This is a genomic window from Ectopseudomonas composti, assembly GCF_900115475.1.
GTDB classification, from domain to species: Bacteria; Pseudomonadota; Gammaproteobacteria; order Pseudomonadales; family Pseudomonadaceae; genus Aquipseudomonas; species Aquipseudomonas composti.
Genome location: NZ_FOWP01000002.1, coordinates 183,021 through 205,203, shown reverse-complemented (window position 1 = coordinate 205,203; position 22,183 = coordinate 183,021). Strand labels below are relative to the sequence as shown.

18 protein-coding genes are annotated in these 22,183 nt (G+C 60.6%); 2 read left to right on the top strand and 16 right to left on the bottom strand.

Features of this window, described 5'->3' with window-relative positions:
* Positions 1–60: 60 nt before the first annotated feature.
* The 16 genes from dnaE to rpsB all read right to left on the bottom strand — a co-directional run bounded on the left by dnaE (position 61) and on the right by rpsB (position 18,298).
* Complete coding sequence (gene dnaE / locus BM059_RS04610) at positions 61–3,591, bottom strand: DNA polymerase III subunit alpha (protein ID WP_074937036.1); 3,531 nt, start codon at positions 3,589–3,591, stop codon at positions 61–63.
* Between the two features lie 114 nt (positions 3,592–3,705).
* Positions 3,706–4,305 (bottom strand): ribonuclease HII, encoded by a 600-nt coding sequence (rnhB, locus tag BM059_RS04605; protein ID WP_074937034.1) that lies wholly within the window; start codon positions 4,303–4,305, stop codon positions 3,706–3,708.
* Positions 4,305–5,438, bottom strand: coding sequence for a lipid-A-disaccharide synthase (lpxB, locus tag BM059_RS04600; RefSeq protein WP_074937033.1), 1,134 nt, complete (start codon positions 5,436–5,438; stop codon positions 4,305–4,307). Before lpxB ends, rnhB begins: the two co-directional genes overlap by 1 nt.
* A gap of 163 nt (positions 5,439–5,601) precedes the next feature.
* Positions 5,602–6,378 (bottom strand): acyl-ACP--UDP-N-acetylglucosamine O-acyltransferase, encoded by a 777-nt coding sequence (gene lpxA / locus BM059_RS04595; RefSeq protein WP_074937031.1) that lies wholly within the window; start codon positions 6,376–6,378, stop codon positions 5,602–5,604.
* Complete coding sequence (fabZ, locus tag BM059_RS04590; protein WP_036998539.1) at positions 6,375–6,815, bottom strand: 3-hydroxyacyl-ACP dehydratase FabZ; 441 nt, start codon at positions 6,813–6,815, stop codon at positions 6,375–6,377. The genes lpxA and fabZ overlap by 4 nt, the downstream gene beginning before the upstream one ends.
* A 47-nt stretch (positions 6,816–6,862) precedes the next feature.
* Positions 6,863–7,918 carry a UDP-3-O-(3-hydroxymyristoyl)glucosamine N-acyltransferase gene (gene lpxD / locus BM059_RS04585; protein ID WP_036998541.1) on the bottom strand — a complete coding sequence of 352 codons (1,056 nt, stop codon included), beginning with the start codon at positions 7,916–7,918 and terminating at the stop codon, positions 6,863–6,865.
* A 2-nt stretch (positions 7,919–7,920) separates the two neighbouring features.
* The gene (locus tag BM059_RS04580; RefSeq protein WP_036998543.1) at positions 7,921–8,424 is read right to left on the bottom strand and encodes an OmpH/Skp family outer membrane protein; all 504 of its coding nucleotides are present in this window, start codon (positions 8,422–8,424) and stop codon (positions 7,921–7,923) included.
* A gap of 45 nt (positions 8,425–8,469) precedes the next feature.
* On the bottom strand, positions 8,470–10,830 hold the full coding sequence (gene bamA, locus BM059_RS04575) for an outer membrane protein assembly factor BamA (RefSeq protein ID WP_036998544.1): 2,361 nt from the start codon (positions 10,828–10,830) through the stop codon (positions 8,470–8,472).
* Between the two features lie 86 nt (positions 10,831–10,916).
* Positions 10,917–12,269: a sigma E protease regulator RseP gene (gene rseP, locus BM059_RS04570; RefSeq protein WP_074937029.1), complete on the bottom strand. Its 1,353-nt coding sequence runs from the start codon at positions 12,267–12,269 to the stop codon at positions 10,917–10,919.
* A 63-nt stretch (positions 12,270–12,332) separates the two neighbouring features.
* Positions 12,333–13,517, bottom strand: a complete 1,185-nt coding sequence (gene ispC / locus BM059_RS04565) for a 1-deoxy-D-xylulose-5-phosphate reductoisomerase (RefSeq protein WP_074937027.1) — start codon at positions 13,515–13,517, stop codon at positions 12,333–12,335.
* Positions 13,514–14,329, bottom strand: a complete 816-nt coding sequence (locus BM059_RS04560; protein ID WP_074937025.1) for a phosphatidate cytidylyltransferase — start codon at positions 14,327–14,329, stop codon at positions 13,514–13,516. The genes ispC and BM059_RS04560 overlap by 4 nt, the downstream gene beginning before the upstream one ends.
* A complete protein-coding gene (gene uppS, locus BM059_RS04555) occupies positions 14,329–15,075 on the bottom strand; it encodes a polyprenyl diphosphate synthase (RefSeq protein ID WP_036998550.1) in 747 nt (248 codons plus the stop codon). The genes BM059_RS04560 and uppS overlap by 1 nt, the downstream gene beginning before the upstream one ends.
* Before the next feature lie 17 nt (positions 15,076–15,092).
* Positions 15,093–15,650, bottom strand: a complete 558-nt coding sequence (frr, locus tag BM059_RS04550) for a ribosome recycling factor (protein ID WP_036998551.1) — start codon at positions 15,648–15,650, stop codon at positions 15,093–15,095.
* The gene (gene pyrH / locus BM059_RS04545) at positions 15,647–16,390 is read right to left on the bottom strand and encodes a UMP kinase (RefSeq protein WP_036998553.1); all 744 of its coding nucleotides are present in this window, start codon (positions 16,388–16,390) and stop codon (positions 15,647–15,649) included. The genes frr and pyrH overlap by 4 nt, the downstream gene beginning before the upstream one ends.
* A 188-nt stretch (positions 16,391–16,578) precedes the next feature.
* Positions 16,579–17,442: a translation elongation factor Ts gene (gene tsf / locus BM059_RS04540; RefSeq protein ID WP_036998554.1), complete on the bottom strand. Its 864-nt coding sequence runs from the start codon at positions 17,440–17,442 to the stop codon at positions 16,579–16,581.
* Between the two features lie 112 nt (positions 17,443–17,554).
* The gene (gene rpsB, locus BM059_RS04535; RefSeq protein WP_036998555.1) at positions 17,555–18,298 is read right to left on the bottom strand and encodes a 30S ribosomal protein S2; all 744 of its coding nucleotides are present in this window, start codon (positions 18,296–18,298) and stop codon (positions 17,555–17,557) included.
* Positions 18,299–18,583: 285 nt separating this feature from the next.
* On the opposite strand from rpsB, the gene map reads away from it, so the two are divergent.
* Together map and BM059_RS04525 are read left to right on the top strand one after the other, a co-directional pair.
* On the top strand, positions 18,584–19,366 hold the full coding sequence (gene map / locus BM059_RS04530) for a type I methionyl aminopeptidase (RefSeq protein WP_074937024.1): 783 nt from the start codon (positions 18,584–18,586) through the stop codon (positions 19,364–19,366).
* A gap of 86 nt (positions 19,367–19,452) precedes the next feature.
* Positions 19,453–22,152 (top strand): [protein-PII] uridylyltransferase, encoded by a 2,700-nt coding sequence (locus tag BM059_RS04525; RefSeq protein WP_074937023.1) that lies wholly within the window; start codon positions 19,453–19,455, stop codon positions 22,150–22,152.
* The last annotated feature ends 31 nt before the right edge of the window (positions 22,153–22,183 follow it).

The window sequence follows — 22,183 nt, the reverse complement described above, 5'->3', positions numbered from 1 at the left end:
CGGGTCGACACCCGTTGGTGTCGATGCCAACACAAAGGGGGCAATCACCCCCCTCTCGCATCAGCGGTAGTGCAAAAAGACGTTGTCGCGCCCGAACTGGTCACGCAATGCCTGAATCAAAGTGTCAGCCGGGTCGATCCGCCAGGCGTCGCCAAACTGAAGCAAGGCGCGTGCCTCCTCGCCAGTGTAATCCAGCGTCACCGGGCAGGCGCCCTTGTGCTTGCTGCACAATTCGGCCAGCCAGCGCAGTCGATCACCCTTCAATGCCTCACTGGCGACCTTCACCCGCAGGCTGTCGGCGAGGCCGGTGCGTGCCTCCTCCAGGCTCATCACGCGTTTGGCACGCAGACGCAAGCCACCGGAGAAGTCGTCGTTGCTGACTTCGCCCTCGACCACCACCAGCGCATCGTTCTGCAGCAGCGCCTGATTGCTGGCGAAGGCATCGGCGAACAGCGAAGCCTCGATTCGCCCGGAGCGGTCATCGAGGGTGATGAAGCCCATCTTGTCGCCCTTCTTGTTCTTCATCACCCGCAGGTTGACGATCATCCCAGCGATGGTCTGGGTGTCACGCGCCGGCTTCAGCTCGACGATACGTTGGCGGGCGAAACGGCGAATCTCGCCTTCGTACTCGTCAATGGGGTGACCGGACAGGTAGATGCCCAGGGTGTCCTTCTCGCCTTTCAGACGCTCCTTGATCGGCAGCTCGCGCGCCTTGCGGTGGTTGGCGTAGACGTCTGCCTCGGGTTCGGCGAAGAGGCCGCCGAACAGGTCCATGTGACCGCTCTCGGCGCTGCGTGCGGTCTGCTCGGCGGACTGCACGGCCTCTTCCATCGATGCCAGGAGCACGGCGCGATTCTTGTCCACGCTAGCCTGGTAGGCCTTGAGCTCGTCCTGATAATACGGACCGAGGCGATCCAGCGCGCCGCTGCGGATCAGCGCTTCCAGGGTACGTTTGTTGATGCGCTTGAGGTCGACGCGGTTGCAGAAATCGAACAGGTCCTTGAACGGCCCACCCTCGGCACGGCATTCGACGATGGCCTCCACCGGCCCTTCGCCCACGCCCTTGACCGCACCCAGGCCATAGACGATACGGCCGTCGTCGTTGACGGTGAACTTGAACTCGGAAACGTTCACATCCGGCGGATCGATGCGCAACTTCATGTTGCGGCACTCTTCCACCAGGATCACCACCTTGTCGGTGTTGTGCATATCCGCCGAGAGCACCGCCGCCATGAACGGCGCCGGGTAATGCGCCTTGAGCCAGCCGGTCTGGTAGGAGACCAAGCCATAGGCGGCGGAGTGCGACTTGTTGAAGCCGTAACCGGCGAACTTCTCTACCAGATCGAAGATGTTACCCGCCAGCTCGGCATCGATACCGTTACTGGCACAACCTTCGATGAAGCCACCGCGCTGCTTGGCCATCTCCTCGGGCTTTTTCTTGCCCATGGCACGACGCAGCATGTCCGCCTGACCCAGGGTGTAACCGCCCATGACCTGGGCAATCTGCATCACCTGCTCCTGATACAGGATGATGCCGTAGGTGGGCTTGAGCACCGGTTCGAGGCCGGCGTACTGGTAATCCGGGTGCGGGTAGGACAGCTCGGCACGACCGTGCTTACGGTTGATGAAGTCGTCCACCATGCCGGACTGCAACGGGCCGGGACGGAACAACGCCACCAAGGCGATCATGTCTTCCAGGCAGTCGGGCTTGAGCTTCTTGATCAGCTCCTTCATGCCGCGCGATTCAAGCTGGAAGACTGCCGTGGTCTCCGCCCGCTGCAGCATGTCGTAGGTCTTCTTGTCATCCAGCGGGATGAAGTCGATGTTGACCAGATCCTCGTCCGGCGCACCATCGCGCTTCTGGATGCGATGGATGGTTTCCATCGCCCACTTGATGATAGTCAGGGTACGCAGGCCAAGGAAGTCGAACTTGACCAGGCCGGCCTGCTCGACGTCGTCCTTGTCGAACTGGGTCACCAGACCGCCACCCTCCTCGTCGCAGGCAATCGGCGAGAAGTCGGTGAGCTTGGTTGGCGCGATCACCACACCCCCCGCGTGTTTACCGGTACCGCGCACCACACCTTCGAGCTTGAGCGACATGTCCCAGATTTCCTGGGCTTCTTCGTCGTTCTTGAGGAAGTCGCGCAGCGGCTCCTCCATATCAAAGGCCTTCTCCAGGGTCATGCCCACTTCGAAGGGGATCATCTTCGACAGACGATCGGCCAGGCCGTAGGACTTGCCCTGCGCCCGCGCCACGTCGCGCACTACCGCCTTGGCCGCCATGGAGCCGAAGGTGATGATCTGGCTCACCGCGTTGCGTCCGTACTTCTCCGCTACGTAGTCGATCACCCGGTCGCGGCCATCCATGCAGAAGTCGACGTCGAAGTCGGGCATGGAAACCCGCTCGGGGTTGAGGAAGCGCTCGAACAGCAGGTCATAGGCCAGCGGATCGAGGTCGGTAATCTTCAGCACGTAGGCCACCAGCGAGCCGGCACCCGAACCACGACCCGGCCCGACCGGCACGCCATTGCTCTTGGCCCACTGGATGAAGTCCATCACGATCAGGAAGTAACCTGGGAAACCCATCTGAATGATGATGTCGAGTTCGAAGTTGAGGCGGTCGATGTAGACCTGCCTCTTGGCCTCGTAATCCGGCGTGTCCTTGGGCAGCAGCACTTCCAGGCGCTCTTCCAGGCCCTCGAAGGAGGCATGACGCAGGTAATCGTCGATGCCCATGCCGTTGGGCGTGGGGAAGTCGGGCAGGAAGTACTTGCCGAGCTGCACCTCAATGTTGCAGCGCTTGGCGATCTCGACGGTGTTCTCCAGTGCCTCGGGCAGGTCGGAGAACAGCTCCCACATCTCGGCGGCGCTTTTCAGGTACTGCTGATCGGAGTAGTGACGTGGCCGGCGCGGGTCATCCAGGGTACGGCCTTCACCGATGCACACGCGCGTCTCGTGAGCCTCGAAATCGTCCTGTTTGATGAAGCGCACATCGTTGGTCGCCACCAGCGGCGCCTCAACGCGATCGGCCAGGGCTACGGCGGCGTGCAGGTATTCCTCGTCACCCACACGGCTGGTGCGCTGCACCTCGAGATAGAAACGATCCGGGAATACCTGCATCCACTCACGCAGGCGCGTCTCGGCCAGCACCTCGTCACCGGCCAGCAGCGCCTGCCCTACCTCGCCCTCGCGGGCGCCGGAGAGTGCGATCAGACCTTCGGTCGCATCCTTGACCCAATCGCGCTGAATGATCACCAGGTCGTTGCTCTGCCCTTCGGACCAGCCGCGGGAGATCAGTTCGGTGAGGTTGCGGTAGCCCTTGGCATTCATTGCCAACAGCGTCAGGCGTGTCAGCGGGCCATCTTCTTCGGCGCTGGCCATCCAGATATCGGCGCCACAGATCGGCTTGATCCCAGCGCCCATGGCCGTCTTGTAGAACTTCACCAACGAGCACATGTTGCTCATGTCGGTGACTGCCACCGCTGGCATGCCGGCCCCCACGACGGCCTTGATCAGCGGTTTGACCCGCACCAGACCATCGACCAGGGAGTATTCGGTGTGCAAACGCAGGTGGACGAACGCTTGAGTCATGGGCGGCCTTGCAGGTGAAAACGACAAAGCGCGGATTGTAGCCTAAGAGGGTCTGGCTTAGGGCCAGAGGTTCAACTGGCGTGGCATTTCCCGGATTACATCCGGGCCATGCAGTTACACGCCTTCCAGCAAGGTACGCACCGGGGCGAAGGAACGTCGATGGATCGGCGTCGGCCCCAGACGCTTGAGCGCTTCGAGGTGAACCGGCGTGGGGTAGCCCTTGTGCCCGGCAATGCCGTAACCGGGATAAAGGCGATCCATCTCGAGCATCTCGCGGTCGCGACTGACCTTGGCCAGGATCGAGGCAGCGGCGATGGCCGGCACCCGGCTATCGCCCTTGACCACCGGCGCGCTCGGCACCGCCAGTTTGGGGCAGCGGTTGCCGTCGATCAGCGCCAGTTTCGGCGTAACGCTCAGCCCCTCGACGGCGCGCTGCATGGCCAGCATGGTGGCATGCAGGATATTCAGCTGGTCGATCTCCTCCATCTCGGCGCGGGCGATGCACCAGGCCAGGGCCTTCTCACGAATCTCGTCGAACAGCGCTTCGCGACGGGCTTCGGAGAGTTTCTTCGAGTCATTCAGACCAAAAATCGGCCGCGCTGGATCGAGGATCACCGCTGCCGTGACCACCGCACCGCAGAGCGGACCGCGCCCTACCTCGTCGACGCCCGCGACCAGTTCCTCGACCAAGGTAAAATCGAGACCCAGCTGCATCAGGCACGCCCCGCCAGCTTGAGCACGGCGTCGGCCGCCGACAACGACGCGTCACGACGCAGCGCACGGTGGATCACGTCGAAGCCTTCGGTCTGCACCTGACCGCCGTCGATCAGCGGCGCCACAGCCTGAGCGAGCGCCTCAGGGGTCGCCGCATCCTGAATCAGCTCAGGCACCAGTAGGCGCTCGGCCAGTAGATTGGGCAGCGAGATATAGGGGCTCTTGACCAGGCGCTTGAGGATACGATAAGTCAGCGGCGCCACACGGTACGCCACCACCATCGGTCGCTTGTACAGCAGCGCTTCCAGCGTCGCCGTCCCCGAGGCAATCAGCACCGCATCGCAGGCAGCCAACGCCTCGTGAGAGCGACCATTGAGCAACGTCAGTGGCAGGTCACGTCCAGCCAGCATTTGCTCCAGCTGCTCGCGACGCTCAGGCGTGGCACAGGGCATGAGGAAGCGAATGCCGGGACGCAGTGCACGCAGACGAATCGCCGCATCGAGAAACAGCTCGCCAAGGCGCGAAACTTCACCGCCTCGACTACCCGGCATCAAAGCCACCACCGGCTCATGCTGCGGCAGATCCAACGCTTCGCGCGCGGCAATACGGTCGGCCTGCTGCGGGATGGCATCGGCCAGCGGGTGACCGACGAAGCGCACCGGCACCTGATGCTCGTCGTAGAACTGTGCCTCGAACGGGAACAGCGTCAGCATCAGGTCACAGGCTTCGCGAATTTTCAGCACCCGCTTCTGCCGCCAAGCCCAGACCGACGGACTGACATAGTGCACCGTCTTGATTCCAGCGCGGCGCAGCTTGAGCTCCAGGCCCAGATTGAAATCGGGCGCATCGATGCCAATGAACACGTCTGGCTGTACGGCGATCAGATCACGAGCGAGCTGACGGCGACGGCCAAGCAGTTCGAACAGGCGGCCGAGCACCTCGACCAAGCCCATGACAGCCAGCCGCTCCATCGGGAAATAGGATTTCAGGCCCTCGGCTTCCATCCGCGCACCACCGACACCAATGAATTCGGTATCCGGATAGCGCTGCTTGATGGCCTGCATCAGACCGGAGCCAAGAATGTCACCGGACGCCTCACCGGCGACCAGTGCGACGCGAAGGGGTCTGTTCATAGAGATCTAGAACCTGTGCAAATCTCGCGAGCTAGAGCCATGCAAGGCATAAGCAGGCGAAAAAGCGGAGTTTACAAGGTAAATGAGCATTTGACCGCGCTGAACACTGCAGCCTGCTTTCTAACCCAGCAGGGCCGACGCGCAGCAGATTTCGAACAGGTTCTTAGCGGGTAATGCCGCGCGTCGAAGCCTGAATGGAGTCGCGGAAGATCGCCACTTCCGGGAATTGAGCAGCGGACTCGGCCAGTTCGTTCAGCGCCTGCTCTACCGTCAGGCCCTGGCGATAGACCAGCTTGTAGCCTCTGCGCAACGCGGCGATAGCCTCGGCAGAGAAACCACGACGACGCATACCCTCGAAGTTCATGCTGCGCGCTTCGGCAGGGTTGCCAAAGACGGTGACGAAGGCCGGGACGTCCTTGCCGATTGCGGTGCCCATGCCGGAGAAGCTGTGCGCACCAATACGGCAGAACTGATGCACCAGGGTATAACCGGACAGAATCGCCCAGTCATCGACCCAGACATGCCCGGCCAGTGCCGTGTTGTTGACTAGGATGCAATGGTTACCGATCACGCTGTCATGGCCGATATGGGCATAGGCCATGATCAGGTTGTGATCGCCAATAGTGGTTTCACTGCGATCCTGTACGGTGCCACGGTGAATGGTGACACCTTCACGAATCGTGTTGTGATCGCCGATCACCAGGCGAGTCAGCTCGCCCTTGTACTTCAGGTCCGGCGTGTCTTCGCCAACCGAAGAAAACTGGTAGATGCGGTTGTGCTTGCCGATCACGGTCGGCCCCTTGAGCACTACGTGCGGGCCGATGACTGTACCCTCGCCAATTTCCACATCGGCCCCGACAATGCTCCACGGGCCGACGACAACGTCGTCGGCCAATCTGGCACTGGGGTCGATGATCGCGCGTGGGTCAATCGAACTCATAGTTTGCGTTCCGCACAGATGATTTCAGCGGAGCAGACTTCCTTGCCATCGACGGTGGCACGGCACTCGAATTTCCAGATGCTGCGGCGGTCGCTCAGGTACTTGGCTTCCAGCATCAGCTGATCGCCGGGAGTAACGGGAGAGCGGAAGCGCAGCTTGTCGGAGCCGACGAAGTAGTACAGGGTGCCATCGGCCGGTTTAACGCCCATCATTTTGAAGCCGAGAATCCCGGCAGCCTGCGCCATGGCTTCAATGATCAGCACGCCTGGCATGATCGGATGCTCGGGAAAGTGGCCATTGAAGAACGGCTCGTTGATGCTGACATTCTTGTAGGCGCGAACAGTCTTGCCTTCGACGTCCAGGTCCACCACACGATCCACCAGCAGGAACGGATAGCGGTGCGGCAAATATTCACGAATTTCGTTGATGTCCATCATGTCCGGTTTAGCCTGTAAGAAAAGAAAAGAGCGCGGAAAGACCGCGCTCAGGCATCAGATGAGGTATCCGCGCCCTGGGTCACGGCAGCCAGCTGTTTTTCCAACTCGCGCAGACGCTTGGCCATCTCGTCCAATTGACGAATGCGTGCAGCGCTCTTCTTCCACTCGCCCGCCGGTTGCATGGCGGTACCGGAAGAATAGGCGCCCGGTTCGGTGATCGAACGGGTCACCATGGTCATGCCGGTGACGAACACGTTGTCGCACACTTCGATATGCCCAACCATACCCACACCACCGGCGATCATGCAGTTCTTGCCGATCTTGGTGCTACCGGAAATCCCGCAGCAGCCGGCCATGGCGGTGTTGTCACCAACCTGCACGTTGTGCGCGATCATGATCTGGTTGTCCAGTTTCACACCATTGCCGATCAGGGTATCGGACAGCGCACCGCGATCAACCGTGGTGTTGGCACCGATCTCGACGTCATCGCCGATGGTCACCCCACCGATCTGCGCAATTTTCTGCCAGACACCCTTCTCGTTGGCGAAACCGAAACCCTCGCCACCAATCACCGCGCCGGACTGAATCACCACACGTTTGCCGATCTGCACATCGTGGTACAACGTCACCCGAGGAGCCAGCCAACCGCCCTCGCCGATCACGCTGCGCGCACCAACCACACAATGCGCGCCGATGCTGACGTCGGCACCGATGCATGCACCACTTTCGATGACCGCGTAAGCACCGATGCTAGCGCTCGGATCGACCTGAGCGTCATCGGCAACCTGTGCAGTGGCATGAACGCCAGGCAAAGCTTTGGGCTTGCGATCGAACAGGTGCGAGATCGCGGCATAGGCCAGGTAAGGATTAGCCACGATCAGGGCATCGCCAGCGTAGCCTTCGGCATCGGCCGCAGTGAGCAGCACAGCACCGGCCTGGGTCTGCGCCAGGAACTTGCGATACTGGGCGTTGGCCAGGAAGCTCAACTGTTCGGGCCTGGCCTCCTGCAAGGTGGCCAGGCCCGTGATGACCTTACCTTCGGCGCCACGCAATGTGGCGCCCAGGCGCTCGGCCAACTGGCCGAGAGTAACTGTCACCGTCATGCTTAACGCATCTGATTCATGCGCTCGATGACCTGGCGAGTGATGTCGTACTGAGGTTTGACATCGATCACCGCACCGCGCTCGAGTACCAGATCGAAGTTACCGTTCTTGATCACTTCTTCAACGGCCTTGTCCAGATTCGGCTTGAGCTTGGCCAGCATCTCGCGGTCGGCGATGGCTTTGGATTCGTTCAGCTCCTTGGACTGGAACTGGAAATCACGGGCCTTTTGCTTGAATTCGAGCTCAAGACGCTCACGCTCGGCCTGCTGCATCTTGTCGCCGTCTTTGACCATACGATCCTGAATACGCTTGGCGTCGCTCTCCAGGGTCTTGAGCTTGTTCAGTTGCGGACCGAATTTCTTCTCGGCATCGACGGCATAGCGCTTGGCCGCATCCGACTCGAGCAGCGCCATCTGATAGTTCAGCACAGCCACCTTCATCTCGGCGAACGCCGGAGTGGCGATCAGAGCGGCGGTGAACAGAACCAGTTGAGTCAACTTACGCACAATGCACTCCTGCAACAAAACTGTTGGCTTTCGGTGAATGAGTTTTTAGAACGTCTGACCCAGGGAGAACTGGAATACCTGAGTATCGGCATCATCCGGCTTCTTGATCGGCATGGCCAAGCTGAAGCTCAACGGCCCCAGCGCGGTGATCCAGGTCAGGCCGACACCCACGGAGCTGGCCATGCTGCTGAAGTCGATATTGCAGCTGTCGCTGAGCTTCTTCTGAGTCGACGAGCAGTTGGTATCGAAGACGTTACCCACGTCCCAGAACAACGCGGTACGCAGCGAACGCTGATCCTTGACGAACGGCAGCGGGAACAGCATCTCTACGCCACCCTGTACCAGAACGTTACCACCGAACGGCAGCGGGTCCCGATCCGGGTCACGCAGGGTGCCCGGCTTGGTACCGCTACTCGGTGTACTGCGTGGGCCCAGGCTGCTGTCCTCGAAGCCACGCACCGAGTTGAAACCACCGGCGTAGTAGTGCTCGTAGAACGGCAACTCTGCGGTACTGCCGTAGCTGTCGCCGTAACCCAGTTGGGTATGGAAGCGCAGGGTGTAGTTGTCGCTGATCGGGGTGAACACCTGACCACGGTAGTCGAGCTTGTAGAACGACAGATCGCTACCTGGCAGCGTGGTTTCCAGCACCAGGCTCTGCGAATGACCGCGGTTGGCCAGGACGCCACGGTTCAGGGTCGACTCGGACCAGCCGATGGAACCCTTGAAGTTCAGATAGTTATCACCCTCGGCGTCAATGAAATCGAAGATCTCGTCGACGGTGTAACGGCCGGTGTCGATGCTGTCCTGCTGCACGGTCAGGCCGTAGGTCAGACGCGCAGTTTCGCTGATCGGATAGCCGATGTTGACACCGGCACCCAGGCTGTCCACCGAGTAGCTGGATACGTCGACATCGAGCTCATCGTAGTCAGTGGTGCGGTAGAAGGCGTTGTAACCTAAGCTGACACCGTCGACGGTCCAGTAGGGGTCCACGAAGCCGAAGCTGTATCGGGTCTGGTATTCACTGCGGGTCAGACCGATGCTGACGCGGTTACCGGTACCCAGGAAGTTGTTCTGACTGATCGAACCACCGAGGATCAGACCGGCGTTCTGGGCGAAACCGACGCTGGCGGTGATAGAACCGGACGGCTGCTCCTCGACGCTATAGTTGACGTCGATCTGGTCATCGGTACCCGGTACCTGCGGGGTTTCGACGTTGACTTCCTTGAAGAAGCCCAGACGCTCCAGGCGCACCTTGGACTGATCGATCAGGTAGGTCGAGGCCCAGCCACCTTCCATCTGACGCATTTCGCGACGCAGCACCTGGTCTTCGGACTTGGTGTTGCCGCGGAAGTTGATGCGGTTAACGTAGGCACGCTTGCCCGGGTCGACGAAGAAGGTGATCGAAACGGTGTTGTCTTCGTCATGCGCTTCCGGCACGCCGTTGACGTTGGCGAAGGTATAGCCTTCGTTACCCAGGCGACGAGTGATCAGTTCGCTGGTGGTGGTCATGATCTTGCGCGAGAAGACCTGCCCTTCCTTGACCAGCAGCAGCGCGCGCACGTCTTCTTCTGGAACCTTGAGGTCACCGGAGAGTTTCACGTCGCGAACGCTGTACTTCTCGCCCTCTTCGACGTTGACGGTGATGTAGACGTGCTTCTTGTCCGGGGTGATGGATACCTGGGTGGAGCTGATATCCATGTTGATATAGCCGCGGTCCAGGTAGTAGGAGCGCAGACGCTCGAGGTCACCGGACAGCTTCTCGCGGGCATACTTGTCGTCGTTCTTGAAGAAGGACAGCCAGTTGGTGGTCTTCAGCTCGAACAGATCGACCAGATCCTCATCGGAGAACACGGTATTGCCGACCACGTTGATGTGGGAAATGGCAGCAACGGTACCTTCGTTGATGGTGATTTTCAGCGCGACGCGGTTACGTGGCTGCGGAATCACTTCAGCTTCGATCTCGGCCGAATAGCGGCCCTGAGCGACATACTGGCGCTGCAGCTCGTTACGCACGCCTTCGAGGGTCGCACGCTGGAAGATCTCGCCTTCGGCCAGACCGGACTGGTTCAGGCCCTTGAGCAGGTCTTCGGTGGTAATGGCCTTGTTGCCTTCAATCTCGATACCCGAGATGGAGGGACGCTCGACCACAGTGACGACCAGCACGTCGCCATCGCGACCGAGCTGGATATCCTGGAAGAAGCCGGTACGGAACAGAGAACGGGTGGCGTCGACCAGTTGGCGATCATCTATCCGCTCGCCCACATTCAGGGGCAGTGCGCCGAATACGCTACCAGCGGAAACCCGCTGCAGGCCGTTGACGCGTATATCGGAGATGGTGAAGGACTCGGCGTGAACTTCGGCGATCATCAATGCGGACAGTACCGCAGGTAGCAGCAGACGTTTCATGAAGTCCTTTCTTATTCCAACTGACGATAAAAACTGCCGCTTAGGCGACACTTCTTTTAAATCTCAAGAACGCGATTCAGCAATGCTCACAGGCGGCTGAGGTCGTTGACCAGGGCAAGCAACATGACCCCGATGACCAGACTGATGCCGATCTGCATCCCCCAACCCTGAACCCGCTCAGACAAGGGGCGACCACGCACCCACTCGACCAGATAAAACAGCAGATGCCCACCATCCAGTACAGGAATGGGCAGCAGATTGAGAACCCCCAGGCTAATACTCAGATATGCAAGGAATTTCAGGAAATCCCCCAGCCCTGACTCAGCTGAAGCGCCCGCCACTTTAGCAATGGTTATCGGCCCACTCAAGTTTTTTACCGAGAGCTCTCCGAACAGCATTTTCTTCAGCGAATCGAGGGTCAACACACTCATCGCCCAAGTCTGACGCATGCCTTCGGCGATACCCTCGAGCGGCCCGTAGCGTACCTCGCGCAGCATTTCTGGCGGCCACTCGACGCCCTGCACGCCCGCACCCAGGTAGCCACTGCGATCAGCCCCCTCACCGCGTGACGCCAACGTCAGCTGTACATCCTGCTCCTGCCCTGCGCGTTCGAAGCGCAGCGTGATCGCTTCTCCAGGCAAGGCCCGTACGCGGTCGACCAGATCCTGCCAGTCAGCCAGGGGCTCACCATCAAGCGCCAGCAAGCGATCCCCAGCCAGCAGTCCAGCGGCATAGGCTGGCCCCTTGGAATCGACTTCAGCCAGCACCGGCTCCAGCACCGGGCGCCAAGGACGAATACCCAGCGAACCGATCGGATCCGGCTCATCGACACCGCGCAACCAGTTGTTCAACTGCACCTGCTTGGACGTCTCGACGGTGGAGCCCGGCTCGAGCACGCGCAAATCGAGCGTGCCGCTCTCACCCAGACGCCTTACCAACTGCAAGTTGACCGCCGACCAGCCACTGGTGGCCTCGCCGTTGACTGCCGCAATTTCCTGCCCGGCACGCAGCCCAGCCACTTCCGCCAGGCTGTCCGGCTGCACAGCGCCAATCACAGGGCGCACCTGCTGGCTGCCGAGCATGGCGACGAACCAGAAGAACAGCAGCGCCAGCAGGAAATTGGCCAGAGGCCCTGCGGCCACGATGGCGATGCGCTGACGCACGCTCTTGCGATTGAAGGACTGCTCGACGAGTTCGGGTGGAACATCACCCTCGCGCTCATCGAGCATCTTGACGTAGCCACCCAAAGGAATGGCAGCTACCACGAATTCGGTGCCATGACGGTCGTGCCAACGCACCAGTGGCGTGCCGAAACCAACGGAAAAACGCAGAACCTTGACGCCGCAGCGGCGAGCCACCCAGAAGTGTCCGTACTCGTGAAAGGTGACCAGGACACCCAAGGCAATCAGGGTGCCAACCAGCATGTACAACCCACTCATTTCACTTCTCCAGCCTTAGGGGCCGTTCAAATTCTGATGCACGCCAGACCCGCACTGGCCTTATCAACGACTCGCGAGCCATTGCCCTGCCAGTTCACGCGCACGCGCATCGGCTTCGAACACCGCATCGAGCGCTTCGACAGCCTGCACCGGCTGGGCGTTCAACACCGACTCAATCATACGCGCGATATCAGTGAAACGGATGCGCCGCTGCAGAAACGCCTCGACCGCCACTTCGTTGGCGGCGTTGAGCATCGCTGGCGCACTGCCGCCAACCTGCGCAGCCTCACGGGCCAGGCGCAAGCAGGGGAAACGCTGCTCGTCAGGACGCTCGAAATCCAGACGACCGACGGCAAACAGATCCAGAGGCGACACCCCCGAATCGATACGTTCCGGCCAGGCCAGGGCATTGGCGATGGGCGTACGCATATCCGGGTTGCCCAACTGGGCCAGCACCGAGCCGTCGATGTAATCGACGAGCGAATGAATAACGCTCTGCCGATGAATGACCACCTCGACCTGCTCGGGACGGGCATCGAACAGCCAGCAGGCCTCGATCGATTCGAGCCCCTTGTTCATCATGCTGGCCGAGTCGACGGAAATCTTGCGCCCCATCGACCAGTTCGGATGCGCACAAGCCTGCTCCGGTGAGACATGTTCCAACTCGACCAACGGCGTCTCGCGAAAAGGCCCACCAGAGGCTGTCAGCAGCACACGGCGAACACCGACCGCCTGCAGACCTCGCGCATAGTCCCCCGGCAGGCACTGAAAAATAGCGTTGTGCTCACTGTCGACGGGCAGCAGCACCGCACCACTCAGCTTGACCGCCTGCATGAACAGGGCGCCGGACATCACCAGCGCCTCCTTGTTGGCCAGCAGCACCTTCTTGCCAGCCTGCACGGCCGCCAGCGTCGGCCTGAGGCCTGCCGCACCGACGATTGCCGCCATCACACAATCGACAGCCGCATCAGCAGATACCGCGCACAACCCAGCTTCGCCGACCAGCACTTCGGTCGCCAGCCCGACCGCACGCAAATTGCTCTGCAGTTCGAGCGCTGAAGCGTCATCAGGCACCACCGCAAAACGCGGCCGATGTTGCACACACAGCACCTGCAGCTCCGCCAAACGCGAGAAGCCAGTCAGCGCGAATACGCTGTAACGCTCGGGGTGACGCGCGATCACATCCAGCGTGCTGAGGCCGATGGAGCCGGTCGCCCCCAGCACCGTGACCTGCTGCACGGCGCTCACAGCGAGCCCCAGCCAGCCAGCCAGAGCAATGCAGCAAACAGCGGAATGGCCGCCGTCAGGCTGTCGATGCGATCCAGCACACCACCATGCCCCGGCAGCAGATTGCTGCTGTCCTTGATGCCCGACTGACGCTTGAACATGCTCTCGGTCAGATCGCCAACCACCGAAATCAGCACCACCAGCGCAGCGCCTGCCAACGCCAGCAATAATCCACTAACGGACCAGCCCTGCTGCAGACCGACCACAAGCGTGATCAGCAGGCTGGCAGCGAGACCGCCATACAGCCCCTCCCAGCTCTTGCCCGGGCTGACCTTGGGCGCCAACTTGCGCTTGCCGAAAGTCTTGCCAGAGAAATAGGCACCGATATCCGCCCCCCAGACCAACACCATCACCGCAATGATCAGCGCATTGGCCTGCGGCCACTGCTTGAGCAGGACCAATCCCTGCCACGCCGGCAGCAGAATCAACAAACCGATCAATAAACGCCCGGCAACGCCGCCCCAGAATCGACTGCTATCGGGATAGGTAATCACCAGCGCGGTCGCCGCCAGCCACCACAGCACCGCCACCGCCAACAGTAATGGCGCGACGGCTGGAACCATGTACAGCGCCCCCAGCAGCACGGCCACCGCGACTGCATAGGTCACACGCAGAGACTGTGCCTCGAACCCAGCCAGACGCGCCCATTCCCAGGCCCCCAGCGTCACCACCGCACCAATGAACAGGGCAAAGGCGCCGCCATCGAGCAGGAAAAACCCACACAGGGCGATGGGCAACAGCACCAACGCCGTGATGATTCGTTGTTTGAGCATTAAGGGCGCGCCTCAGCTTCCACCTGCTCGCTGGTCTTGCCGAAGCGACGCTGGCGGGTAGCGAAATCGGCCAGCGCCTTGCGCATGGCCTCGTGCTTGAAGTCCGGCCAATAGAGGTCGGAAAAGTACAGTTCGCTGTAAGCGAGCTGCCAGAGGAGGAAGTTGCTGATGCGGTGCTCGCCCCCGGTGCGAATGCACAGGTCGGGCAACGGCAGATCACCGGTAGCCAGACAGCCCTGAATCAACTCAGGGGTGATGTCTTCAGGCTGCAGATGGCCGGCCTGCACCTCACGCGCCAGACGCTGAGCGGCCTGGGCGATATCCCACTGACCGCCATAATTGGCGGCGATCTGCAGGGTGAAACGGCGATTGCCGGCAGTCAACAACTCAGCCTCACGCATCGCCGCCTGCAACTCGGGATGGAATCGCGAACGATCCCCGATGATGCGCAGGCTGATGTCGTTATCCAGCAGGCGCTTGGCCTCACGACGCAGCGCCCCCAGGAACAACTCCATCAGTGCGCCGACTTCCTCGGCCGGCCGCTGCCAGTTCTCACTGGAGAAGGCGAACAGGGTCAGCACCTCGACGCCCGACTCGGCACAGACCTCGATCACCGCGCGAACCGCATCGACCCCAGCCTTGTGCCCAGCCACACCTGGCAACAGGCGTTTCTTCGCCCATCGGTTGTTGCCATCCATGATGATGGCGACATGCCGCGGCACCGCCCCCTGCTTGTTCTTGTCCATGTATGGGCGTCCAGCCGTCAAACGGCCATCAGGTCCGCTTCTTTGACCTCGAGCGCCTTGTCGACATCACCAATGAACTTGTCGGTGATCTTCTGCAGCTCGTCAGCGGCGCGACGCTCTTCGTCTTCGCTGATTTCCTTGGCCTTGGACAGCTTCTTCAGCTCGGCCAGGGCATCGCGACGCACGTTGCGCACAGCGACCTTGGCGTCTTCGGCAACACCGCGGGCCTGCTTGGTGTAGCCCTTGCGGGTTTCCTCGGTCAGAGCCGGCATCGGCACACGGATGGTGGTACCGGCGCTGCTCGGGTTCAGGCCCAGATCGGAGGTCAGGATAGCCTTCTCGATGGCAGCACCGAGGGTCTTGTCATGCGCGACGATCTTCAGGGTGCGCGCATCTTCGACGGTGATTGCAGCCACCTGATTCAGCGGCATGTCGCTGCCCCAGGCCGGTACCTTAATGCTGTCGAGAATGCTCGGATGGGCACGACCGGTTCGAATGGAGGCCAGGTTACGACCCAGCGATTCCAGGGACTTGCTCATGCGTTCCTGAGCGTCTTTCTTGATGTCGTTGATCATTGTGCATCCTCCTCGATCAGAGTTCCTTCAGCGCCACCTACTACAACGTTCAGCAGGGCACCGGGCTTGTTCATGTTGAAGACCCGCAGCGGCATGTTGTGGTCACGGCACAGGCAGATGGCCGTCAGGTCCATCACACCCAGCTTGCGATCAAGCACCTCGTCATAGGTCAGGCGCTCGAATTTCTCGGCGTGCGGGTCTTTGAACGGGTCGGCAGTGTACACGCCATCGACCTTGGTCGCCTTCAGTACCACGTCGGCATCGATTTCGATGGCACGCAGGCAAGCGGCCGAATCGGTGGTAAAGAAGGGGTTGCCGGTGCCAGCGGCGAAGATCACCACCTCACCGGTTTTAAGATGGCGCAAGGCCTTGCGGCGGTCGTAATGGTCGGTGACGCCGACCATGGAGATCGCCGACATGACGATGGCCGGGATGTTCGAGCGCTCCAACGCGTCACGCATGGCCAGGGCGTTCATCACCGTTGCCAGCATACCCATGTGGTCGCCGGTCACTCGATCCATGCCCGCAGCGGACAGGGCCGCACCGCGGAACAGGTTGCCGCCACCGATCACCAGGCCGACCTGCACGCCGATGCCGACCAGTTGGCCGACTTCCAGCGCCATGCGATCGAGCACCTTGGGATCGATGCCGAAATCTTCCGAGCCCATCAGGGCCTCGCCGCTAAGTTTGAGCAGAATGCGTTTGTAGCGAGGTTGGCGACCAGTCGTCTGCTGAGCCATTGCAAGTCTCTCCTGCGGCGATATGAAATTCGTCAGCAACGCCTTTGAGCGCTGCAATTATTCGGCACTTCGACAGCGCCAACGGCCGTTCGTTGAAACGACCGATACTTTATTCGTCACCCCTTATTCGGCAAAGAGGCCGCCCGCGCAAACGGGCAGCCTCTTTGGGGCACATACCGAAAAACCGATTACTGCTTGCTGGCGGCCAGCTGGGCAGCAACTTCTTCAGCAAAGTTGTCGACCGGCTTCTCGATGCCTTCGCCTACTTTGAAGTAAGTGAAGGAAACGATTTCAGCGCCGGCTTTCTTGGCCAGCTCACCGACCTTGACCTCAGGGTTCTTGACGAACGCCTGCTCAACCAGACTGGCTTCTGCCAGGAACTTGGAGATACGGCCAGCCACCATCTTCTCGGCGATATCGGCAGGCTTGCCCTTGAGCTTCTCTTCGTTCAGTTGCAGGAAGACAGCCTTCTCGCGCTCGATTGCTTCAGCCGAAACGTCGCTTGGCAGCAGGAACTCCGGGTTGCTTGCAGCAACGTGCATCGCGATGTCTTTGGCCAGCTCGACGTCGCCGCCTTTCAGGACAACGGCAACACCAATCTTGTTGCCGTGCAGGTAGGAACCGACAACGTCACCCTCAACGCGCACCAGGCGGCGGATGTTGACGTTTTCGCCTACTTTGGCAACCAGGGCGGTACGCTCGGCTTCCTGAGCTTCGATCAGAGGAGCTACGTCGGTCAGCTTGTCGGCGAATGCCTTGTCCACACTGCTGGTGACGAAGTTCTTGAAGTCGTCCTGCAGAGCCAGGAAGTCGGTCTGCGAGTTGACTTCGATAAGGACTGCGGCCTGACCGTCAGCCTTGACAGCGATAGCGCCTTCAGCTGCAACGTTGCCAGCCTTTTTGGCGGCCTTGATGGCGCCGGATGCACGCATATCGTCGATAGCTTTTTCGATGTCGCCGCCAGCCTTGGTCAAGGCCTTTTTGCAATCCATCATGCCTTCGCCAGTACGCTCGCGCAGTTCTTTAACCAGGGCTGCAGTAATCTCTGCCATCTTGAAAATCCTCTCGGTAGGTCTTCAACCAAATCAAAATCTGTGAGTGGCAAAAAGGGGGCCTAGCCCCCTTTTTGCTCAGCACGTAACGCTATATGAGCGACGTTACTGCTTAGCCTTCGGCAGCTTCAGCGGCCGGAGCTTCTTCGATGAACTCTTCGGTGGCGCCACCAGCGTTGCTGCGACCACGAATCACGGCGTCGGCCATGGCACCCATGTACAGCTGGATGGCGCGGATGGCGTCGTCGTTACCCGGGATGATGTAGTCAACGCCTTCCGGGCTGCTGTTGGTATCGACGATGCCGATAACCGGGATGCCCAGCTTGTTGGCTTCGGTGATAGCAATGCGCTCGTGGTCAACGTCGATCACGAACAGAGCGTCCGGCAGGCCGCCCATGTCCTTGATACCACCCAGGCTGCGATCCAATTTTTCCAGATCACGGGTACGCATCAGGGCTTCTTTCTTGGTCAGCTTGGTGAAAGTACCGTCCTGGGACTGGGTTTCCAGATCGCGCAGGCGCTTGATCGAAGCACGGATGGTCTTGTAGTTGGTCAGCATGCCGCCCAACCAGCGGTGATCCACGAACGGCGAGCCGCAACGAGCAGCTTCTTCGCGAACGATCTTGCCAGCGGAACGCTTGGTGCCGACGAACAGGATCTTGTTCTTGCCAGCAGCCAGCTTCTCAACGAAAGCCTGAGCTTCGTTGAACATCGGCAGGGTTTTTTCGAGGTTGATGATGTGAATCTTGTTGCGCGCGCCGAAAATGTACTTGCCCATTTTCGGGTTCCAGTAACGGGTCTGGTGGCCGAAGTGCACACCGGCCTTCAGCATATCGCGCATATTGACTTGGGACATGATAGTTCCTTGATAAGTCGGGTTAGGCCTCCACGTATCCCAGCTTCCAACCCTCGAACTTGTCGAAAGGCACCCAGGAAACCGTGTCGATACGTGTGTGGGTTTAAGCTTTCGGGCACGTACGCCCTCAAAGCGGCGCGTTTTATACCACACAAAGCCGCGACAAGCTACCAGTCCAAGCTAGAGCAGAGCCAGGCGAACCAGCTACTGCCTACTTGCGGCTTATAGCTTGTGACTTCTAGCTGCTAAGATAAGCCCCTTTCCGTGTGCACCCGAGAGCCTGATATGACCGTCACCATCAAATCCGCCGAAGAAATCGAGAAAATGCGCGTCGCCGGCCGCCTGGCCGCCGAAGTGCTGGAGATGATCGGCGAGCACGTCAAACCAGGTGTCACCACCGAGGAAATCGACCGCATCTGCCATGACTATATCGTCAACGTGCAGCAGGCCATCCCCGCCCCACTCAACTACAAGGGCTTTCCCAAGTCGATCTGCACCTCGATCAACCACGTGGTGTGCCACGGCATTCCCAATGACAAGCCGCTGAAAGACGGCGACGTGCTGAACATCGACGTCACCGTGATCAAGGACGGCTACCATGGCGATACCAGCAAGATGTTCATGGTCGGCAAGGTCGCCGAGTGGGCCGAACGCCTGGCCATAATCACCCAGGAGTGCATGTATAAAGGCATCGAGCTGGTCAAACCCGGCACTCGCCTGGGCGATATCGGCGAAGTGATCCAGAAGCACGCAGAAAAGAACGGCTTCTCCGTGGTCCGAGAATACTGCGGTCATGGTATCGGCGCCGTCTTCCACGAGGAGCCGCAGGTACTGCACTACGGCAAGGCCGGCACCGGCATGGAACTGAAAGAAGGCATGACCTTCACCATCGAGCCAATGATCAACCAGGGCCGCCCGGAAACCCGCCTGCTCGGCGACGGCTGGACCGCCATCACCAAGGACCGCAAGCTGTCGGCACAGTGGGAGCACACCGTGCTGGTCACCGCTGATGGCTACGAAATCCTGACCCTGCGCAGCGACGACACCATCGCCCGCACCTCGGCCTGAGCGCGATTCGTAGGGTGCGCCATGCGCACCATTTAAGCTTGTGGTGCGTATAGCGCGCCCCACCCTATATAAAGGAAGGCACCTGCATGCCGCAGATGGACCCCGAACTGTTTGACCGCGGTCAGTTCCAGGCAGAGCTGGCGCTAAAATCCAGCCCCATCGCCGCATTCAAGAAAGCCATCCGGGGTGCGCATGAGGTTCTCGACGCCCGCTTTCGCGCCGGCCGCGAGATTCGCCGCCTGGTCGAAGACCGCGCCTGGTTCGTCGATCAGATCCTGCAGGAAGCCTGGAAGCGCTTCACCTGGAGCGAAGATGCCGACATCGCTCTGCTCGCCGTTGGCGGCTATGGCCGTGGCGAACTGCACCCCTATTCGGACATTGACCTGCTGATTTTGCTGGGCAGCGACGATCACGAAATCTTCCGCGAGCCCATCGAAGGCTTTCTCACCCTGCTCTGGGACATTGGCCTGGAAGTCGGCCAGAGCGTGCGTTCGGTCGACGAGTGTGCCGAAGAGGCGCGCGCCGACCTGACGGTCATCACCAACCTGATGGAAAGCCGTACCATTGCCGGCCCGGAACACCTGCGCCAGCGCATGCAGCAGGTGACCAGCACCGACGCCATGTGGCCAAGCAAGCACTTCTACCTGGCCAAGCGCGAGGAACGCAAAGCGCGCCACGGCAAGTACAACGACACCGAGTACAACCTAGAGCCCAACGTCAAGGGCTCGCCCGGCGGCCTGCGCGACATCCAGACCGTACTCTGGGTGGCGCGCCGCCAATTTGGCACGCTCAATCTGCAGGCCCTGGTCAGTCACGGTTTCCTGCTGGAGAGCGAGTACGCCCTACTCTCCTCCAGCCAGGAATTCCTGTGGAAGGTGCGCTACGCCCTGCACATGCTCGCCGGGCGCGCCGAAGACCGCCTGCTGTTCGATTACCAGGTGAAGATCGCCGCCCTGTTCGGCTATCAGGACGGCGATGGCAAGCGCAGCATCGAACACTTCATGCAGAAGTACTACCGCGTGGTGATGGGGATTTCCGAGCTGTCGGACCTGATCAACCAGCACTTCGAGGAAGTTATCCTGCGCGCTGGTGAAAGTGGTCCGGCCACACCATTGAACAGCCGCTTCCAGGTGCGCGACCGCTATATCGAAGTGACCCACCCGAACGTGTTCAAGCGCACGCCCTTCGCCATCATCGAGATCTTCGTGCTGATGGCCCAGCACCCGGAGATCAAGGGCGTGCGCGCCGACAGCATCCGCCTGCTGCGCGACAGCCGCCACCTGATCGATGACGAGTTCCGCAAGGACATCCGCAACACCAGCCTGTTCATCGAGCTGTTCAAGTGCAAGGAAGGCATCCACCGCAACCTGCGACGGATGAACCGCTACGGCATCCTCGGCCGCTACCTGCCGGAGTTCGGCCATATCGTCGGACAGATGCAACACGACCTGTTCCACATCTATACGGTCGATGCGCACACGCTCAATCTGATCAAGCACCTGCGCAAGTTCCGCTGGCCAGAGCTGGCGGAGAAATTCCCGCTGGCCAGCAAGCTGATCGACAAGCTGCCAAAATCCGAGCTGATCTACCTCGCCGGCCTGTATCACGATATCGGCAAGGGCCGTGGTGGCGATCACTCGGAGCTGGGCGCGGTAGACGCCGAGGCCTTCGCCCGCCGCCATCACTTGCCGGCATGGGACAGCGCGCTGATCGTCTGGCTGGTGCAGCACCATCTGGTGATGTCCACTACCGCCCAGCGCAAGGACCTTTCCGACCCTCAGGTAATTCACGATTTCGCCCAGTTCGTCGGCGACCAGACCCACCTGGACTACCTCTACGTGCTGACCGTGGCCGATATCAACGCCACCAATCCCAGCCTGTGGAACTCCTGGCGCGCCAGCCTGCTGCGCCAGCTCTACACCGAGACCAAGCGCGCCTTGCGCCGTGGCCTGGAAAACCCACTGGACCGTGAAGAGCAGATTCGCCAGACCCAGAACGCCGCCCTGGACACCCTGGTGCGCGGTGGCACCGACCCGGACGATGCCGAACAACTATGGAGCCAGCTCGGCGACGATTATTTCTTGCGCCACACCGCCACCGACGTGGCCTGGCATACCGATGCCATTCTCCAGCATCCCAACGATGGCGGCCCGCTGGTATTAATGAAGGAAACCACCCAGCGCGAGTTCGAGGGAGGCACGCAGATCTTCATCTACGCACCGGACCAGCATGACTTCTTCGCCGTGACCGTGGCCGCGATGAGCCAGCTCAACCTGAACATTCACGACGCACGGATCATCACCTCCACCAGCCAGTTCACCCTCGACACCTATGTGGTGCTGGACGCAGACGGTGGATCGATCGGCAACAACCCTGCTCGCATCCAGCAGATCCGCGAAGGCCTGATCGAAGCGCTGAAGAACCCGGACGACTACCCGACCATCATCCAGCGCCGCGTACCGCGCCAGCTCAAGCACTTCGCCTTCGCGCCGCAGGTGACCATCCACAATGACGCGCAGCGCCCGGTGACCATCCTCGAACTGACCGCACCGGACCGCCCCGGCCTGTTGGCGCGGATCGGGCGAATCTTCCTCGAATACGACCTGTCACTGCAGAACGCCAAGATCGCCACCCTCGGCGAGCGCGTCGAGGACGTATTCTTCGTCACCGACGCCAACAACCAGCCGCTGTCCGACCCCGAGCTCTGCGCGCGCCTGCAGGAAACCATCGTCCGCCGCCTGTCCGAGCCCAGCGCTCAACCGCAGGCCATGCAGATCAACATATGATTGCGCCGCCGCGCTTTCCGAAGTACGCGAG